The organism is Ralstonia sp. 24A2 (assembly GCF_051783885.1).
GTDB lineage: Bacteria > Pseudomonadota > Gammaproteobacteria > Burkholderiales > Burkholderiaceae > Ralstonia.
The window spans coordinates 40,274-58,475 of sequence record NZ_JBPVZD010000002.1; the positions used below are offsets into that span (position 1 = coordinate 40,274).

Sequence of the window (18,202 nt, forward strand, 5' to 3'; positions counted from 1 at the left end):
GCCGCCACGCGACGCCGGGGTCATGCGGGTGTAAGGGTTGTAACGGAACACTACGAGCGTGTGTCCGTAAGTTCACTACTGTGACGCAGGCTTCCCTGCTGCCGGTTTGCTGGTGGCCGCAGGCGCAGAAGCCGCACCTGCCGCCACGCCGGAAGCCGGCTTGGGCGCATCCGGGTCCACTTCCGCGCGCATCTGATCCATCACCGCGCCCGCGCGCGGCGACCACAGGAATTCCACCGTACCGTTCTGCGGCTCCTCCGGAATCGCGTACATCGTCACGATGGTCTGGTGACCGGCCCAGCGCGCACGCAACGAGTCGACTGTCTTGCCCGACTTCAGCTTGAGCGCCGCCTTGCCTTCCTGCGCGGGCTTGCCATAGCGATCCGACAGCGCCTGGAAAACGCGCTGCTCCGTATCGACGCCACGCGTGGGCACGAACATGCCGGCGATGTTGCCATCCTGATCGATCAGCAGCACCGCCTGCGGGCCGTCCATCAGCTCGGGCCGCTTGCCAGACGGCACGCCCAGCGAGCGCGTGCGGCCATGCGATTCCAGCGTGTCGGAACAGTATTCGGAGACGTCCTTGCCGCCCGCGGCACGCACGTCTTCGCATGAGGGCAGCTTGCGCAGCGGCTTGCCGAGCGGGAAGGCATCGAGCAGCACGGCCACATCGCCCGTGTCGCGCACAGCCTTGGCCGGTGCCTCCGCCTTCGGTGCCGCCTTGGCCGCAGGTGCAGCAAACGCCACCGGTGCTAGCAGCGAGGTCGAAAAAACGAGCGCTACGGCGCCGCGCGTCCAGCAAGTCATGCGAACTCCATGAAGGAAAGAGCCGAGAGTGTGCCACGCACACAGGATGGGCGACGGCGAACGCGGTTCTGACCCGGTGAGTGGGGCCGCGTTCCCTCGCCAGAAAGGTTGGCCCAACGAAAAGGCGAGGTTTACACGCAACTTGACGTGGTTATCAGCCGGATGCCGGCGGAAACGTTATCAAAATGTTGCCGGTTTTGATCTCGTAAAGGTCCGGCGGGTAAAATCCCGGGGGCACAGACGAATGATCGGCAGGCCCAAGCATCACTTTCCCCAAACCTGCCGCACAGTACGCGATCTCATTTTGAACACTCCCGACGCTGTTCCCTTCCATTCCAGCCCGTCCCGCCGGACCCGCTCGCTTGCCGGCTATGCACGGCTGGCCGTGGGCCTGCTGGCACTGGCTTCGGCACATGCGGCACTGGCCTTCGGCTTCAATGACGTGGCCGTGCGCGCCAAGCAACTGGCGACCAAGCCCTACCAAGCCCCGACCGAAACGCTGCCGCGCCAGTTGCGCGAGCTCCGCTACGACCAGTACCGCGAAATCCGCTTCAAGTCGGACCAAGCCTATTGGCGCCGCGACAAGCTGCCGTTCGAACTCGGCTTCTTCCATGAGGGCTCGTATTACGACCAGCCGGTGAAGATCAACGAGGTCTCGCCGGCCGGCGTGCGCGAAATCCGCTTCGACCCGCGCCTGTTCGACTACGGCCCGGTCAAGCTGGACGCGAAGCAAATGCAGCACCTGGGCTTTGCCGGCTTCCGCGTGCATTACGCGATGAACACGCCCAAGTACAAGGACGAAGTGATCGTCTTCCTGGGCGCGTCGTACTTCCGCGCGATCGGCAAGGGCCAGGTCTATGGACTCTCCGCACGCGGCCTGGCCATCGACACCGCGCTCAACTCGGGCGAGGAATTCCCCCGCTTCACCGATTTCTGGATCGAGCGCCCGGCGGCCAACGCCAAGGAGCTGACGGTCTACGCACTGCTGAACTCGCGCCGCGCCACGGGTGCGTACCGCTTCGTCATCAAACCGGGCACCGACACGGTGGTCGATGTGAAGGCGCAGGTCTACATGCGCGAAAACGTCAGCAAGCTGGCCATCGCCCCGCTCACCAGCATGTTCTTCTTTGGCGAGAACCAACCGGCGCCCGCGCTGGACTTCCGCCCCGAGGTGCATGACTCCGACGGCCTGTCGATGCTCTCCGGCACCGGTGAATGGATCTGGCGCCCGCTGACCAACCCGAAGCGCCTGCTGGTCAGCTCGTTCTCGACCACCAACCCCGGCGGCTTCGGCCTGATGCAACGTGACCGCGCATTCTCCAGCTACGAAGAGATCGGCGATCGCTACGAACAGCGCCCGAGCACCTGGATCGAGCCCGTGGGCAAGTGGGGCGCCGGCCGCGTGGAGCTGGTGCAGATTCCGACGCCGGACGAGACCAACGACAACGTGGTCGCCTACTGGGTGCCTGAGACCCCGCCCAAGCCGCAACAGCCGTATAACTTCGAGTACCGCATGCTGTGGCAGAAGGATGGCGACAAGAAGCCGGCCCTGTCGTGGGTCACGCAGACGCGCCGCTCGCACGGCTGGACGACCAAGCGCCCGGATGAGCGCAAGCCCGACGACACGATCGCCTTCGTGGTTGACTTTGAAGGCCCGGCGCTGGCCAAGCTGCCACCGAATGCACCCGTTGAACCGGTGTTCTCGGCGGATGCCAACGGCAAGATCGAATCGATCTTCGGCCAACCCAACACCGCGACCGGCGGCTGGCGCGTGACTGTGCGCCTCAAGCGGGTCGACGACGACAAACCCATCGAGCTGCGCGGTTACCTGCGCAGCGGCGGTACCGGAATTTCTGAGACGTGGAGCTACCTGCTACCTCCGGGCTAAACGCCCGGCAAGACGAGGCGACCGGCGCTGCGGGCGCGGCCGCCTCCACCAGCCTGGCGACGATGCCCTCTCTCGAGTCCGTGGCCGAGCGCTATCTTGAGGCGCTTCCGCTGGCGGCCGACGCACGCGCCGCACTCGTGCGCGATGCGGGCATTGCGGCGGGTGACGACGATGCGGCGGCACTTGCCAAGCTGCATCGCGCGCTAGCCAAGCTCGACCCGGCACAGACGACATCGCTCGAAGCCAAAGCGCCGGCTTACGCATCCGTGGGTACGCGCTTGGACGCCGCCTATGGCGCCACACGCGCCGATGCGGCATCGACGGAGCCGGCTGCCGAGCCTGCGCCGCCGCTCGAACACGACAGCGAAGGCCGCATCCACCTGGACACCGGCCCCACGCCCGCCCGTCGCTCGATGGTGCCGTGGCCGTGGGTGCTCGGGCCGATCTGGCGCATGCGCAACGCCATCCACCGCTGGCAACACGGCGGCAAGGCGCCCGTACCCTACGAAAAGCCCGACTCGCCCGACCCCAAAGGCATCTGGCGCTTTGTCGGCGCACGCCGCCGCCTGACGCTGCTCACGCTGATGATCGCGCAGACCGTCGCCGCCACCTGGGCGATGAGCACGGTGCTGCCGTACCACGGTGCCGACTGGCTCGAAGCCATCATCATCGTGCTGTTTGCGGTGCTGTTCTGCTGGGTGTCGGCAGGCTTCTGGACGGCCATCACCGGCTTCCTGCTGCTGGCCTTCCATGGGGACCGCTTCGTCATCTCGCGCCGCGCCTCGCCGGATGCTGTGATCCCGGACGATGCGCGCACCGCCATCGTCATGCCGATCTGCAATGAGGATGTGCAGCGCGTGTTCGCGGGCCTGCGCGCCACGTATGAATCGCTGGAGCGCACCGGGCATCTGGAGCACTTCGACTTCTTCGTGCTGTCCGACTCCGGCGATCCGGACCTGCGCACCGCAGAAGCCGATGCGTGGCTCCACCTATGCCGCGCGCTCGATGGCTTCGGCCGCATCTTCTACCGCTGGCGCCGTCACCGCGTGAAGCGCAAGAGCGGCAACATCGACGATTTCTGCCGGCGCTGGGGCGGCAAGTACCGCTACATGATCGTGCTCGACGCCGACAGCGTGATGAGCGGCGATTGCCTGACGCGTCTGGTGCAGCTGATGGAAGGTGCACCTTCCGCCGGCATCATCCAGACCGCACCACGTGCAGCTGGCCGCGACACGCTGTACGCACGTATCCAGCAGTTCGCCACGCGCGTGTACGGGCCGCTGTTCACTGCCGGCCTGCACTACTGGCAGCTTGGTGAGTCGCACTACTGGGGCCACAACGCCATCATCCGGCTGGACCCGTTCATCAAGCACTGCGCACTCGCGCCGATTCCGGGCAAGGGCTCGCTCTCGGGCGAGATCATGTCGCACGACTTTGTCGAAGCCGCGCTCATGCGCCGCGCCGGCTGGGCCGTGTGGATCGCCTACGACCTGGACGGCAGCTACGAAGAGATGCCGCCCAACCTGCTCGACGAGCTGGGCCGCGACCGCCGCTGGTGCCACGGCAACCTGATGAACTTCCGCCTGTTCGGTGCGCCGGGCTTCCACCGCGTGCACCGCGCGGTGTTCATCACAGGTGTGATGGCATATCTGTCGGCACCGCTGTGGTTCCTGTTCCTGATCCTGTCGACCGCGCTGCTGGCCAAGCACACGCTGATCGCGCCGGAATACTTCACGCAGCCGCGCCAGCTCTTCCCGATCTGGCCGGAGTGGCACCCGGAGAAGGCCGCCGCGCTGTTCTCGGCCACCGCCACCGTGTTGTTCCTGCCGAAGATCCTGAGCGTGCTCGTGCTGTGGGCACAGGGGCCGAAGCGCTTTGGTGGCGCCATCCACCTGGCACTGTCGATGGCGATCGAGGCGGCGTTCTCGGTGCTCGCGGCGCCGGTGCGCATGCTGTTTCACACGCGCTTCGTGACCGCCGCGTTCCTCGGCTGGAAGGTGCACTGGAAATCCCCACCGCGTGAAGACGCGCAGACGCACTGGGGCGACGCCGTGCGCCGCCATGGCCTGCACACCGTGATCGGCCTCGTCTGGGCTGCGATCGTGTATTGGCTGAATCCGAGCTTCCTGTGGTGGCTCTCGCCGGTGGTGGGCGCGCTGATCGTGTCGATTCCGCTATCGGTGTTCTCGAGCCGCGTGAGCCTGGGCCGGCGCATGCGCCGCCTGCACCTGTTCATGATCCCCGAGGAAGTGCGCCCGCCGCGCGAGCTACGCGCCACGCGCAAGCATCTGCGCAATGCGCCGCCAACGCCGGACTTCCGCCAGGCCGTGGTCGACCCCGTGACCAACGCGCTGATGTGCGCAGTTGCTACGACGCGCTTCCCGCAAGACAAGCGTCTGATGGCGGTGCGTGAAGCGCACGTGCGCCACGCGCTGGAGGTCGGCCCCGACAAGCTCACGGGCAAGCAGAAGCTGGTGCTGCTGTCGGATCCGTTCTCGCTGTCGGCACTGCACCTAGCGGTGTGGTCATCACCTGAACAGCGTGCCGCATGGGGACCGGGGGAGCCTACGCAAGGCTGAGCAACCCGCAAGCCGTGAAATACCGCGCCCCACCCGCGTCTTGCCGGTGGGGCGTTTTACTTTCCGTTACATCCGTAGGATTTGCGTATCACCTGATCGGGCTTGCGGTTCATAGAATGGCTTCACGAACCTGATACACGAAGTCGCCGGCAATCCTGCCCCGGCCTCGCAACCGAAGGAGAAGCATCATGAAACGCACACTGCTCGCATTCGTTCTGGGTGGCGCCGCGCTGTGCGCCTCGACGGCGGCGCTGGCGCATGTGGATGTCGGCGTGGCGATCGGCGTACCTGCACCGGTGTATGTGGCCCCGGCGCCGGTCTATGCACCGCCCCCGGTGGTCTATCGTCCGGCACCGGTGTACGCACCGGCACCCGTGGTCTACGGCGGCTACTGGCGTGACCGCGACGACTGGCGTGAGCGCGAATGGCGCCGCCACGAGTGGCGCGAACGTGAATGGCGCCACGACCACGGCTGGCACCGCGGCTGGGATCGCTAAGACCCGCTGATCATCAACTGACACTGGCAACCGGGCCGCTCACACGAGCGGCCCGTTGCTTTTGTACGCGATGCCCTGCATGGATCGCAAACCGACCTATGCTGACGTAGCGGCCACCGCAATCCCGCCGCCGGCCGCACAGCACACGGGAGGACGCCATGTCGATCTCCAGTACCCTCGACGGCTGCCTGCGCAGCAAGGGCTGCCTGTACGAGGTGATTCGCCATCCGCATACCCACACCAGCACCGAAACCGCGCAATCCGCGCATGTCCCGGGGGACCGTCTAGCCAAGACGCTGCTGCTTGAGGACAAGCTCGGCTACGTGGCGGCGGTGCTGCCGTCGACGTATCACCTGCATCTGTCAGAACTGCAAAAAGCATCGGGCCGCGATGACCTGACGCTGGCCGATGAGTCCGAGCTGCGCGAAGTCTTCAAGGACTGCGATGCTGGTGCCGTACCGCCAGTGGGCATGGCCTACGGCATGCCGACCTATCTCGACAGCAGCCTGATGACCCATCGCGATGTCTACTTTGAAGCCGGCGACCACGAGAACGTCGTGCACATGGACATGGATCAGTTCATGGCGCTGATGCGCGACGCGAAGACCGCGCACTTCGCCTATCGGATGCAGGGCATCCTGTTCTGAGCCTGCGTACGGCGTTCTGACGGGAGGCCATCATGGCCGCTGAGGTCGATAAGGTCATCGTCACGGCCCGAAACAACGGGCCGTATCACATCAAGGGAAGCTTTCGCATCGTCACCCAGGGTGGGCGCGAGTTGGCGATCGAGGGCGATCAGGTATGGCTGTGCCGCTGTGGGCACTCTTTGAACAAGCCGTTCTGCGACGGCTCGCACAAGCGCGCCGAGTTCGATAGCGATCTCGACGCGCCGCCCACGGTCGAGGCAGATCGCTCGCCGTAGGCTGAGATGCGGGTATGCGGGCAACAAAGCCGCCCGCCTCCCGCTTAACGCACGACCGGCTTGTAGCGGATGCGCTTGGGCTTGGCGCCCTCTTCGCCCAGACGCTTCTTCTTGTCGGCTTCATATTCCTGGTAGTTGCCCGGGAAGAATTCGACGTGCGAGTCGCCTTCGAAGGCGATGATGTGCGTGGCGATCCGGTCGAGGAACCAGCGATCGTGCGAGATCACCATCACGCTGCCGGCAAACTCCAGCAGCGCGTCTTCCAGCGCACGCAGCGTTTCCACGTCGAGGTCGTTTGACGGTTCATCCAGCAGCAGCACGTTGCCGCCCGAGATGAGCGTCTTGGCCAAGTGCAGACGGCCGCGCTCACCACCGGAGAGCGTGCCGACATGCTTCTGCTGATCGCCGCCCTTGAAGTTGAAGCGGCCGATGTAGGCGCGCGACGGCGTCTCATAACGGCCCACCGTCAGGATGTCGGAGCCGTTCGAGATTTCTTCGAACACGGTCTTGTCGGCGGACAGCGCATCGCGGCTCTGGTCCACATAGGCCAGCTTGACCGTCGGGCCGATCTTGATGGTGCCCGAGTCCGGCTGCTCCTTGCCCGTGAGCATGCGGAACAGCGTCGACTTACCCGCGCCGTTCGGGCCGATGATGCCGACGATGGCGCCCGGCGGAATCGTGAAGCTGAGATTGTCGATCAGCAGACGGTCACCGTACGACTTGCTGACGTTGGTGAACTCGATGACTTCATTGCCCAGGCGTTCGCCGGCCGGGATGAAGATTTCCTGCGTTTCGTTGCGCTTTTGGTATTCTTGGCTGTTCAGCTCGTCAAAGCGGGCCAGACGCGCCTTCGACTTGGCCTGACGGCCCTTCGGGTTCTGGCGCACCCACTCCAGTTCCTTCTTCAGCGCCTTCTGGCGCGCCGATTCGCTCGACTCTTCCTGCTTCAGGCGCGTCTCTTTCTGATCTAGCCACGAGCTGTAGTTGCCCTTCCAGGGAATGCCGTGGCCACGGTCCAGCTCGAGAATCCACTCGGCGGCGTTGTCGAGGAAGTAGCGATCGTGGGTGACGGCCACCACGGTGCCCGGGAAGCGCGTGAGGAACTGTTCGAGCCAGTCCACCGATTCCGCATCCAAGTGGTTGGTCGGCTCGTCGAGCAGCAGCATGTCGGGGCGCGAGAGCAGCAGCTTGCACAGCGCCACACGACGCTTTTCACCGCCCGAGAGGTGTTCGATCTTGGCGTCCCACGGCGGCAGGCGCAGCGCGTCGGCGGCGATTTCCAGCTGCAGCTCAACGTTGTCACCAGCGCCAGCCGCGATGATGGCTTCCAGACGCGCCTGTTCTTCCGCCAGCTTGTCGAAGTCGGCACCTTCCTCGGCGTAGGCCACATAGACGGCTTCGAGCTGCTTCTGTGCGTCCACCACCTCACCCAGGCCGCTCTCGACTTCCTCGCGCACGGTCTTGGCGGGATCGAGCTGCGGTTCCTGCGGCAGGTAGCCGATGTTCAGGTTGGGCATCGGCGTGGCTTCGCCTTCGATGTCCTTGTCGAGGCCGGCCATGATCTTGAGCACGGTCGACTTGCCCGAGCCGTTCAGGCCCAGCACGCCGATCTTGGCGCCGGGGAAGAACGACAGCGAGATGTCCTTGAGGATCTGGCGCTTGGGCGGAACGATCTTGCCCACGCGGTTCATGGTGAAAACGTACTGTGACATGGCGTAAAAGCGGGGGAAAGCGCGTGAAATTGGGAACCCGCGGAGTGTAGCAAAGGCACGACCCGCAGCGGGCGCGAACGCGCGGCGTTTGCGGCACAATCGGCGCACTCCGGCTCAGGACAACGGCATGCCCCGCTCATCGCCCTCCGCCCCGCGGTTGACCCGCCGCGCACTCAACCGTGCGCTGCTCGAGCGCCAGTTGCTGCTGCGTCGCAGTCGCATGGCGCCGCTGGCGGCGATCGAGCGGCTGGTGGCCATGCAATCGCAGATTCCGCAGGCGCCGCACTACGGGCTGTGGTCGCGGCTGGAAGGGTTTCGCACCGAGACGCTCGACACGCTGTTGACCACGCGCCGTGCCGTGCGCGGCGCGATGATGCGCTGCACGTTGCACCTCGCGAGCGCACGCGACTACCTGGCGCTACGCCCGCTGCTGGATGCGCAGATGCTGCGCCAGGCCTTCAGCAACGGCGGTAAAAGCGTCGCCGATATCGATCCGGCAGCCTTGCGCGCGGCGGCCCGAGCGGCGTTGGCCGGTGGTCCGCTCACCGCCGTCCAGCTTGGCGAGCACCTGCAACCGCGATGGCCAAAGCATGATGCAACTGCACTCGCACGCGCAATTCCGTTCCTGGAACCGCTCGTGCAGGTGCCGCCGCGCGGTCTGTGGCGCGGCGCCGGGCAAGCCACGCTGGCCACCGCGGCCGATTGGCTGGGCGAGGCCGTCGAACCGGCCGCCACGGCCGAGGCCTTGGTGCTGCGCTACCTCGCCGGCTACGGCCCCGCCTCGGTGGCTGACGCGCAGGCGTGGTCAGGGCTCACGCGATTGTCGGCGGCGTTCGAGGCGCTGCGCCCTCGACTGAAGACCTTCGTCGACGAGCACGGTGTCGAGCTGTTTGACCTGCCGCGCGCCCCCCGACCCGATGGCGACACGCCGGCGCCTGTGCGCTTTCTTCCCGAGCTGGACTGCGCGTTGCTGGCACATGCGGACCGTGCACGCATTCTCGACGACGGGCATCGCAAGGCGATCTACACGAAGAACGGCATCCTGCCGCCGACGCTGCTGATCGACGGCTTTGTCGCCGGCACCTGGAAGCTGGAGGTGGTGCGCGAGCAAGCCACGCTCACGCTGTCACCGTTTGCGAAGCTGAACAAACCGGACACGCGGGCATTGGAGGAGGAAGGCGCGCAGCTGCTGGCCTTTGCTGCCGCCGATTGCGCTGCGCGCACCCTCCGCTTCGCACAATAAAAAAGGCGCCCACCAGGGGCGCCCTTCCGATGCAGCAAGAGGCAGCTCTCGTTACATCGTCATCATGTTGGCGTTCATGTTGTGCATGACCCACAGCGAGCCGACAACCACGATCGCCAGGATCAACAGCGTGAACAGGAAGGCCATCACGTTCCAGCGCTGAGCGGACGAGCCGTCCAGGTGCAGGAAATAGATCAGGTGCACGACGATCTGCACGACGGCCAGCGCCATCACCGTCACCAGCACGGTGCCGTGCGAGTAGCCGCCGTCCATCACCATCTTGAACGGGATGGCCGTCAGGATCACCGCCAGCACGAAGCCGATCAGGTAACCCTTGATGGTGGCATGACCGGCGCCGCCGGCTGCATGACCGTGGGCGTCGCCGTGGGCGATACCCGTCGAAACGTTGGTCTGTTCCATTTACATCGCTCCCAGCAGATACACGACGGTAAACACGCCGATCCACACCACGTCCAAGAAGTGCCAGAACAGGCTCAGGCACGACAGGCGGGTCGTTTGGGTCGGGGTCAGGCCCTTGGCACCGATCTGCCACATCATGACGATGATCCACAGCATGCCGCTGGCCACGTGCAGGCCGTGCGTGCCGACCAGCAGGAAGAACGACGACAGGAACGCGCTGCGGTTCGGGCCGGCACCTTCAGCAATCAGGTGATGGAATTCGTTGATTTCCATCCCGACGAACGCGGCACCGAGCAGCAAGGTGATGCCCAGCCACAGCATCACGTGATCCTTGCGGCCGTTCTGCACGCTGATCATCACCATGCCGTACGTGATGGACGACACCAGCAGGATGCCGGTTTCGATCGCCACGTACGACAGATCAAAGAGCTCCTTGCCCGTCGGGCCGCCCGCCGTCGCACCGCGCAGCACGCAGAACGTAGCGAACAGCGACGCGAAGATGATCAAGTCGCTCATCAGGTACACCCAGAAGCCGAAGACCTTGGTGTCTGCGACGTCGTGGTGGTGCGCATGGTCATGCGCGTGGTCGTGGCCGTGCGCGTGACCCTGCGCGGCGTGACCGTCTAGAACATTGGAAGCCATGGTTTAAGCCTGCGAACCGATACGTTGGAAGTAGGCCGACTCGGTCTCGTGAACCTCGTGAGCGGGCACGTAGTAATCGACGTCGTCGTCGTTGCTGCGGAGGATGAAGCTGCCGATCATGCCGACCAGACCCAGCACGGCCATCCACCAGATGTGCCAGATCAGCGCGAAGCCCATCACGATCGAGAACATGCCGATGAAGAAGCCGGCGCCGGTGTTCTTCGGCATGTGGATCTTCTCGTAGCTGGCCGCCACTTGCGTCGACACTTCACCGCGCGCCTTCATGTCGGCAAAGGCGTCGATGTCGCGCACCACCGGCAGGACCGGGAAGTTGTAGTGCGCCGGCGGCGACGAGGTCGCCCACTCCAGCGTACGGCCGCCCCACGGATCGCCCGTCAGGTCAGCCAGCGCATGACGGTTGCGGATGCTCACGAAGATCTGGATCAGCTGCGAAGCAATACCGCAGGCGATGATCGCAGCGCCAACCACGGCAACGTACAGCCACGGCTGCCATGCCGGATTGTCGGTATGGTTCAGACGACGCGTCATGCCCATGAAGCCCAGCACGTACAGCGGCATGAAGGCGGTATAGAAACCCACGAACCAGCACCAGAAGGCGCGCTTGCCCCACTTCTCGTCCAGCTTGAAGCCGAAGGCCTTCGGGAACCAGTACGTGATACCGGCCAGGTAACCGAACACCACGCCACCGATGATGGTGTTATGGAAGTGAGCGATCAGGAACAGGCTGTTGTGCAGCAGGAAGTCAGCGCCCGGCACAGCCAGCAGCACGCCGGTCATGCCGCCGATGGTGAAGGTGATCATGAAGCCGATCGTCCACAGCATCATCGAGTTGATCTCAACGCGGCCGCGGTACATCGTGAACAGCCAGTTGAAGATCTTCACGCCCGTCGGGATCGAGATGATCATCGTGGCGATGCCGAAGAACGCGTTGACGTTCGCACCCGAGCCCATGGTGAAGAAGTGGTGCAGCCACACCAGGAACGACAGCACGGTGATACCGGCCGTTGCGTACACCATCGACGTGTAGCCGAACAGCTTCTTGCGCGAGAACGTAGCGACGATTTCCGAGAACATGCCGAACGCCGGCAGGATCAGGATGTACACCTCGGGGTGGCCCCAGATCCAGATCAGGTTCACGTACAGCATGGCGTTACCGCCCAGCTCGTTCGTGAAGAAGTGCATGTCCAGGTAACGGTCAGCACCCAGCAGCGCCAGCGCCACGGTCAGCACCGGGAAGGCAGCGACAACCAGGATCATCGAGCACAGCGACGTCCATGTGAAGATCGGCATGCGCATCAGGGTCATGCCCGGCGCGCGCATCTTGAAGATGGTCGCGACGAAGTTCACCCCGGTCAGCAACGTGCCCAACCCGGAGATCTGCAAGGCCCAGATGTAGTAGTCAACCCCCACGCCCGGGCTGTACGCCAGCTCCGACAGCGGCGGGTACGCCAGCCAACCCGTTTTTGCGAATTCACCCACGCCCAGCGACACGTTGATCAGCACCACACCGGCAGCTGCCAGCCAGAACGACAGCGTGTTCAGGAACGGGAACGCCACGTCGCGCGCGCCAATCTGCAGCGGCACGATCAGGTTGATCAGGCCCGTCATCAGCGGCATGGCCATGAAGAAGATCATGATCACGCCGTGCGCGGTGAAGATCTGGTCGTAGTGCTCAGGCGGCAGATAGCCGGCACCGCCGCCCGAGGCGACCGCCAGTTGCGAGCGCATCATGATGGCGTCGGCAAAGCCGCGCAGCAGCATCACGATGGCCAGAATGCAGTACATCACGCCGATCTTCTTGTGATCGACCGAGGTGATCCACTCATTCCACAGGTACGACCACTTCTTCAGATAGGTGATCAGGCCGAACACGCCTGCACCACCCAGCAGAATGGCCGAGACCGTCACGACCACGATGGGCTCGTGCAGCGGAATGGCCTCCAGACTCAACTTGCCAAACATCGTCAACTCCTAGGAATTCTTGGCCGCGTTCTTAGGCGCCGGCAGGGCGGACTGCACCGGCAGCGGGCGCGTTGCCGCGTCAGCCGTTTCCACGGTGCAGTTGGCGCCTTGGAGCGCCTCGTCGAGCGTCAGAACCTTGTCCGAATCACCCATGTATTTGTGCAGGATGCTGTGATACAGCGCCGGGTCCACCGAGGCGTACACCGCCGGCGGCACCTTCTCGCTCGGCTTGGCCAGCTCTGCGTAACCTTCCTTGGTCAGGACCTGCGGAGCGCTGCGGACTTGCTTCACCCACGCGTCGAACTCTTCGCTCGTCATGGCCGTGGCCTTGAACTTCATGCCCGTGAAGCCCTGACCGCTGTAGTTCGACGACATGCCGTCAAACACGCCGGTCTCGTTGGCGATCAGGTGCAGCTTGGTCTGCATGCCCGCCATGGCGTACACCTGGCTGCCGAGCTGCGGGATGAAGAACGCGTTCATCACCGTGTCGGACGTGATCTTGAAGTTGATCGGGGTGTTGGCCGGGATCGCGAGCTGGTTGACCGTCGCAATCTTCAGTTCCGGATAGATGAACAGCCACTTCCAGTCGAGCGAGATGGCCTCGACGGTGATCGGCTTCACATCCGATTCGATGGGCTTGTACGGATCGAGCGCGTGCGTGGACTTGTAGGTGATCCAGCCCAGCACGACGATGATCAGGCACGGGATCAGCCACACCACCGCCTCAATGGCGTTGGAGTGCGACCAGTCCGGCTCGTAGCGGGCCTTGGTGTTCGTGGAGCGGTACTTCCACGCAAACACCAGCGTCATCACGATCACGGGAATGACCACCAGCAACATCAGGCCGGTCGCCACCAGGATCAGCGTCTTTTCTTCCGCCGCAATCATCCCCTTCGGGTCCAGGACCGTCAGGTTGCAGCCCGCCAGCAGGAGCGGGAGGCTTGCGGCCAGAAGCCGCTTCAGTTGTGGAACGAGTGTGTTCTTCATGTCTTGCACAGTTGCGCCGGCAATGCTTACCAACATCACGGGAGCCAAGCAGCCCAGACAGCGGCCACAGGCAGAAAAACGCGGGAAATGAGAAAAGACCGTGCTACCGGCACCTCGGGATCGCCCGGGTGCGAAAGCGGATCTTCAATCACATCAGGCGCCGGTCAGGGAAAAGCTGAACCCAGCGCACCCCGCCACAGAGGCGGACTTCGGCCATGACTGGCATGGGCGAGGCTGAGCGCCGCCGCACTGCACAAGGCAGCGGACGACAGATCGGGGGCGGCAGGATTCGATGCAGGCACTACGTCAAGCGCTCATTGGGGAGCGCGGTTTGGAGTGGAATGCGGGCGCGATCTTACCGCCAGACAGCGCTTCGGATTGCGATAGATGCTCAGGCAAATAGAAATCGGGGCCGATTGACAAGTGCCGTCAGCGTTGCGCGGCTAGGGTTTACGCGGTTTTGCGGGTAAGCAAATCGAAAGTGCCTGTTGTTGCACTGCGACAATCAGCCACAGTGGTGCGCACCCGACGCAGCCCCCAAATGTGCGCCCAAATGTTGAATTGATAATAAGAATACTTCTCATTTACAATTCAGCACTTTCCTGCTCCGCATCACCACCCGGTGTCCTGCGACTCCTCCGTCCCGCCCTTGCTTGCCGCACTGGTCCGTCACTACGACGAGCTGGTCGATCTGCTGCGCCGGCGCTTTGGCGCGGACCGGGGCTTTGCGCGAGATGTCGTCCATGACGTGTGCGTGAGCCTGCTCGCGGAGCCGCCGCGCCAGCCGGTCGCGGCACCCGTGGCTTATCTGCGGCGCGCGACAGTCAACCTGGCGATCGACAGGCACCGTGTAGAGACCGCCCGCGGCGCGTGGGTCGAGTCCGCTGACGAACTGCCCGAACCCGCCGACGAAGCCCCCGGCCACGACCGCCACGTCGATGCCGGCCGTGAGCTGGATCGCCTGTCGGAAGCCATCGCTCTGTTGCCGCCGCGCTGCCAGCAGGTGTTTGTGCTGCATAAGATCCACGAGATGCCGCAGGCCGAGGTGGCGATAAGATTGGGAATTTCGCGCAAGGCGGTCGAAAAGCACATCCGGCTGGGCATGATGGCCTGCCGCGCGGCGCTGGACCACCCGGCCGCAGCACCGCCGCGCTGAACACGCACACGCTCTTGATGCCCCACCCACCCGACGACTTCTCCCGCGAGGACGACAGCCTGGCGCGCCATCGCAGCACGCTGCGGGCGCGCTTTGCCATGCCGGAATTGCCGGCGCGGGCGCCGCGTCGGCGGGCACCGATGGTGGCGGCCGGTATCGTCGCACTGCTCGGTGCGGTGCTGTGGGCAGATCCAGCCTGGCATACGCAGCGCTATGCCACGGCCGCAGGCGAACGCCAGCACCTCACCCTGCCCGACGGCAGCGACCTCACACTCAACACGCGCACCACTGCTGAGGTGGAATGGCACCTGCGGTCGCGGCAGGTGCATCTCGTCGATGGCGAAGCGCTCTTCGACGTCGCGCACTCGGCATGGCAGCCCTTCGTGGTGCGCGCGGGCGAAACCACCGTGCGCGTAGTCGGCACCGCCTTCAACGTGCGACGCGCCGATCCGCATGTCACGGTGACGGTGCTGCGCGGCCGCGTGCACGTAGAAGACACCTCGGGCGATGCCGTGCTGCTGACGGCCCGGCAGGCAGCCGAGTCGTTCAACGGCACGCTCACCGCGCGCGCCGCGCCCGACCCTGGTGCCGCCATCGCCTGGAAAGACGGCAAGCTGATGTTCGACCGCACGCCGCTGGCCCAGGCCGTGGCCGGCATCAACCGCTATCGCGCAACGCCCGCTGTGCTGACCGATCCGGCACTGGGCCGCCTGCAGATCTCCGGCGTGTTCGACAGCGCGCGCACCGATGCACTGCTGGATCTGCTGCCGTCCATCCTGCCGGTTGCTGTCAGGCGCGAGGCCAACGACACCGTGCGCATCCTCACTCGCAGCGTCGTCCACTGAAAAAAATCTGCACGCCGAGGTAGGGATGCCCGGCATGCAGTTCGTCTACTCCCCTGTGACCTAAACCAACAGATCAACAGATTCAACACGGGGAGCTTCACAGTGATTCGCACACAACGACGCGTGCCGCGCCTGATCGCACTGGCCGCGGCCGCGCTGCTGGCCAGCACCGCCTTCGCACAAACCCGCCTGGCCATCGACATTCCCGCCGAGCCGCTCGACGCTGCGCTCAATGCGCTGGCGCGGCAGGCGGGCGCGCAGCTCGTCTTCGCCAGTTCGCTGACGGCGGGCAAGACGGCGCCGCGCGTGCAGGGCCAGATGAGTGTGGAAGATGCACTCGACCGACTGCTCGCGCAATCCGGGCTGGTGGCACGCAAGCAAGGCGGCAACACGTTCACCATCGAACCGAGTGGCGGTAGCGCGCAAGTCACGCTGCCGGCCACGGTGGCGACTGCCAGTGCGCAACAGGAATCGGCCACGGGCCCGGTGCATGGCTACATCGCCCAGCGCAGCGCCACGGGCACCAAGACCGATGTGCCGCTCTCGGAGATTCCGCAATCGATCAGCGTGGTCTCGCGTGACCGCTTCGAGGCGCAGGGTGCGCAGAGCGTGAACGAGGCGCTGCGTTATTCGGCATCCGTGTCGTCGTACGGTGCGGGCACGCGCTCGGACTGGTACACCGCCGTGCGCGGCTTCGTGCCGGCCACCTACCTGGACGGGCTGCAGTTGCCCAACACCATCAACCTGGCGAGCTGGCGCGTGGACCCATGGCAGATCGAGCGCGTTGAATTGCTGCGCGGGCCGTCGTCTGTGCTGTATGGCCAGGGCGACCCGGGCGGCACCGTCAACATCGTCACCAAACAACCGACCACCGAGCCGATCCGCGAGATTGAAGTGCAATACGGTAGCCACGCGCGCAAGCAGGTGGCCGGCGACTTTGCCGGCGCGCTCGATGCCGACGGCAAGCTGTCGTATCGCCTGACGGCCGTTACGCGCGACGGCAACCTGCCCTTCGGCCCGTTCAAGGACCAACGCCTGATGGTGGCGCCCTCGCTCACGTGGAAGCCGTCGGCGGACACCACGCTCACGCTGCTGGCAACTTACCTGCGCGACAAGACCAACTCGTCCGATAACTTCCTCCCCGCCAGCGGCACCGTCCTGCCGAACCCGAACGGCAAGATTCCGGCCACGCTGTTCACAGGCTCGCCGGACTTTGATGCATACGAAAAAACGCAGTACTCGCTGGGCTATCAGTTCGAGCACAAGCTCAACGACACGTGGACGGTGCGCCAGAACACGCGCTACATGCACCTGAAGCTGGACGACCGCATGACCTACGGTGTGGGCCTGGACCCGAGCGACCCGACGCAGCGCATGATGTGGCGCTACGCCGGCATCGCCCAGCCGAGCTACGGGCGATTCGACGTCGATACGCAGGTACAGGCGAAGTTCGCCACCGGCATCGCGCAGCACACCTTCCTGGCCGGCGTGGACTATCAACGCCAGACCACCAAGGACCCCGAGAACTACGCTCTCACCTCGTCGCTGGACTTGTACAACCCGGTGTACGCGCCGTTCGACTGGTCGATCTTCAATGGCTCAGGCGCATCGCCGCAGGACATCCACCAGAAGCAGACGCAGCTGGGCGTGTACCTGCAGGATCAGATCAAGCTGGGCGAGCGCTGGGTCTTCACGCTGGGCGGCCGCCACGACTGGAGCGACCTGCGCACTGACGACCTGCTCGCCGGCACCAACACCAGCCAGCGCGATTCGGCCTTCACCGGCCGTGTGGGTGTGGTGTACCTCGGGCCGTACGGGTTGTCGCCGTATATGAGCTATTCAACGTCGTTCAACCCGACCATCGGCACCGACCGCAACAACCAGCCGTTCAAGCCGACCAAGGGCAAACAGATCGAGGCCGGCATCAAATTCGCGCCGACCAGCAAGACGTCGATCACGGCGGCGGTGTTCCAGATCCACCAGAGCAACGTGCTGACGCCGGACCTGAACGACCCGACCGGCATGCACAACGCGCAGTCGGGCGAGATCCGCTCGCAAGGCGTCGAGCTGGAAGGCACGACGCAACTGCTGCCGGGCTGGAACGTGATCGCCAGCTACACGTATCAGGACGTGCGCAACACGAAGGCTAACGACGTCACGCTCAACAAGTGGCCGATCGCGATTCCGATTCCGCGTCAGATGGCATCGCTGTGGACGGACTACCGCATCCGCTCGGGTGTGCTGCAAGGCGTAGGCATTGGTGCGGGCGTGCGCTACATCAGCCCGACGGCCGGCGCGCCGGACAACTCGCTCAAGGTGCCGGGCTACACGCTGTTTGATGCGTCCGTCTTCTACAACGTCGGGCACTGGCGCTTTGCGCTCAACGGCACGAACCTCGGCAACCGCGAGGTCATCTCTGGCTGCTACGACGCCACGCGCTGCATCTACAACAACGGGCGCACGGTGCTGGCAACAGCCAAGTACGCCTGGTAACACGCATCGCCATCGCCAAAGAAAAACG

General features: G+C 64.7%; 15 protein-coding genes. 9 read left to right on the top strand and 6 right to left on the bottom strand.

The genetic code is table 11. The features are described from left to right. Nucleotides 1-75: 75 nt before the first annotated feature. Nucleotides 76-807 carry a hypothetical protein gene (locus ACS13N_RS04960; RefSeq protein WP_438930659.1) on the bottom strand — a complete coding sequence of 244 codons (732 nt, stop codon included), beginning with the start codon at nucleotides 805-807 and terminating at the stop codon, nucleotides 76-78. A 304-nt stretch (nucleotides 808-1,111) separates the two neighbouring features. Between ACS13N_RS04960 and ACS13N_RS04965 the strand changes: the two genes are divergently transcribed. The 5 genes from ACS13N_RS04965 (at nucleotide 1,112) to ACS13N_RS04985 (ending at nucleotide 6,693) form a co-directional block, all read left to right on the top strand. Beyond that, entirely contained in the window at nucleotides 1,112-2,695 is a 1,584-nt protein-coding gene (locus tag ACS13N_RS04965; RefSeq protein ID WP_438930660.1) for a glucan biosynthesis protein G, read from the top strand. Beyond that, entirely contained in the window at nucleotides 2,668-5,274 is a 2,607-nt protein-coding gene (gene mdoH / locus ACS13N_RS04970; protein WP_438930661.1) for a glucans biosynthesis glucosyltransferase MdoH, read from the top strand. The genes ACS13N_RS04965 and mdoH overlap by 28 nt, the downstream gene beginning before the upstream one ends. Nucleotides 5,275-5,462: 188 nt before the next feature. Then, a complete protein-coding gene (locus tag ACS13N_RS04975; RefSeq protein ID WP_438930662.1) occupies nucleotides 5,463-5,771 on the top strand; it encodes a hypothetical protein in 309 nt (102 codons plus the stop codon). A gap of 158 nt (nucleotides 5,772-5,929) precedes the next feature. Next, entirely contained in the window at nucleotides 5,930-6,418 is a 489-nt protein-coding gene (locus ACS13N_RS04980) for an aminoacyl-tRNA deacylase (protein WP_039598829.1), read from the top strand. 32 nt (nucleotides 6,419-6,450) lie between these two features. Next, nucleotides 6,451-6,693 (top strand): CDGSH iron-sulfur domain-containing protein, encoded by a 243-nt coding sequence (locus tag ACS13N_RS04985; protein WP_438930663.1) that lies wholly within the window; start codon nucleotides 6,451-6,453, stop codon nucleotides 6,691-6,693. 44 nt (nucleotides 6,694-6,737) lie between these two features. On the opposite strand, the gene ettA is transcribed toward ACS13N_RS04985, so the two are convergent. Continuing rightward, nucleotides 6,738-8,405, bottom strand: a complete 1,668-nt coding sequence (gene ettA, locus ACS13N_RS04990) for an energy-dependent translational throttle protein EttA (RefSeq protein ID WP_438930664.1) — start codon at nucleotides 8,403-8,405, stop codon at nucleotides 6,738-6,740. Between the two features lie 127 nt (nucleotides 8,406-8,532). Here ettA and ACS13N_RS04995 point away from each other — a divergent pair, with 127 nt between their 5' ends. Further along, complete coding sequence (locus ACS13N_RS04995; RefSeq protein ID WP_438930665.1) at nucleotides 8,533-9,648, top strand: winged helix DNA-binding domain-containing protein; 1,116 nt, start codon at nucleotides 8,533-8,535, stop codon at nucleotides 9,646-9,648. Between the two features lie 51 nt (nucleotides 9,649-9,699). Here ACS13N_RS04995 and ACS13N_RS05000 read toward each other — a convergent pair whose 3' ends face one another. The 4 genes from ACS13N_RS05000 to cyoA are packed head-to-tail and all read right to left on the bottom strand — an operon-like array spanning nucleotide 9,700 to nucleotide 13,680. Next, nucleotides 9,700-10,068, bottom strand: coding sequence for a cytochrome o ubiquinol oxidase subunit IV (locus tag ACS13N_RS05000; RefSeq protein WP_039598826.1), 369 nt, complete (start codon nucleotides 10,066-10,068; stop codon nucleotides 9,700-9,702). Beyond that, nucleotides 10,069-10,710, bottom strand: coding sequence for a cytochrome o ubiquinol oxidase subunit III (gene cyoC / locus ACS13N_RS05005; protein WP_438930666.1), 642 nt, complete (start codon nucleotides 10,708-10,710; stop codon nucleotides 10,069-10,071). 3 nt (nucleotides 10,711-10,713) lie between these two features. After that, nucleotides 10,714-12,693, bottom strand: coding sequence for a cytochrome o ubiquinol oxidase subunit I (cyoB, locus tag ACS13N_RS05010; protein WP_438930667.1), 1,980 nt, complete (start codon nucleotides 12,691-12,693; stop codon nucleotides 10,714-10,716). Nucleotides 12,694-12,702: 9 nt separating this feature from the next. After that, complete coding sequence (cyoA, locus tag ACS13N_RS05015) at nucleotides 12,703-13,680, bottom strand: ubiquinol oxidase subunit II (protein WP_438930668.1); 978 nt, start codon at nucleotides 13,678-13,680, stop codon at nucleotides 12,703-12,705. A 622-nt stretch (nucleotides 13,681-14,302) separates the two neighbouring features. Here cyoA and ACS13N_RS05020 point away from each other — a divergent pair. The 3 genes from ACS13N_RS05020 (at nucleotide 14,303) to ACS13N_RS05030 (ending at nucleotide 18,174) form a co-directional block, all read left to right on the top strand. Next, a complete protein-coding gene (locus ACS13N_RS05020; RefSeq protein ID WP_438930669.1) occupies nucleotides 14,303-14,836 on the top strand; it encodes an RNA polymerase sigma factor in 534 nt (177 codons plus the stop codon). A 17-nt stretch (nucleotides 14,837-14,853) separates the two neighbouring features. After that, complete coding sequence (locus tag ACS13N_RS05025) at nucleotides 14,854-15,681, top strand: FecR family protein (protein ID WP_438930670.1); 828 nt, start codon at nucleotides 14,854-14,856, stop codon at nucleotides 15,679-15,681. 102 nt (nucleotides 15,682-15,783) lie between these two features. Then, a complete protein-coding gene (locus ACS13N_RS05030; protein ID WP_438930671.1) occupies nucleotides 15,784-18,174 on the top strand; it encodes a TonB-dependent siderophore receptor in 2,391 nt (796 codons plus the stop codon). Nucleotides 18,175-18,202: the final 28 nt, after the last annotated feature.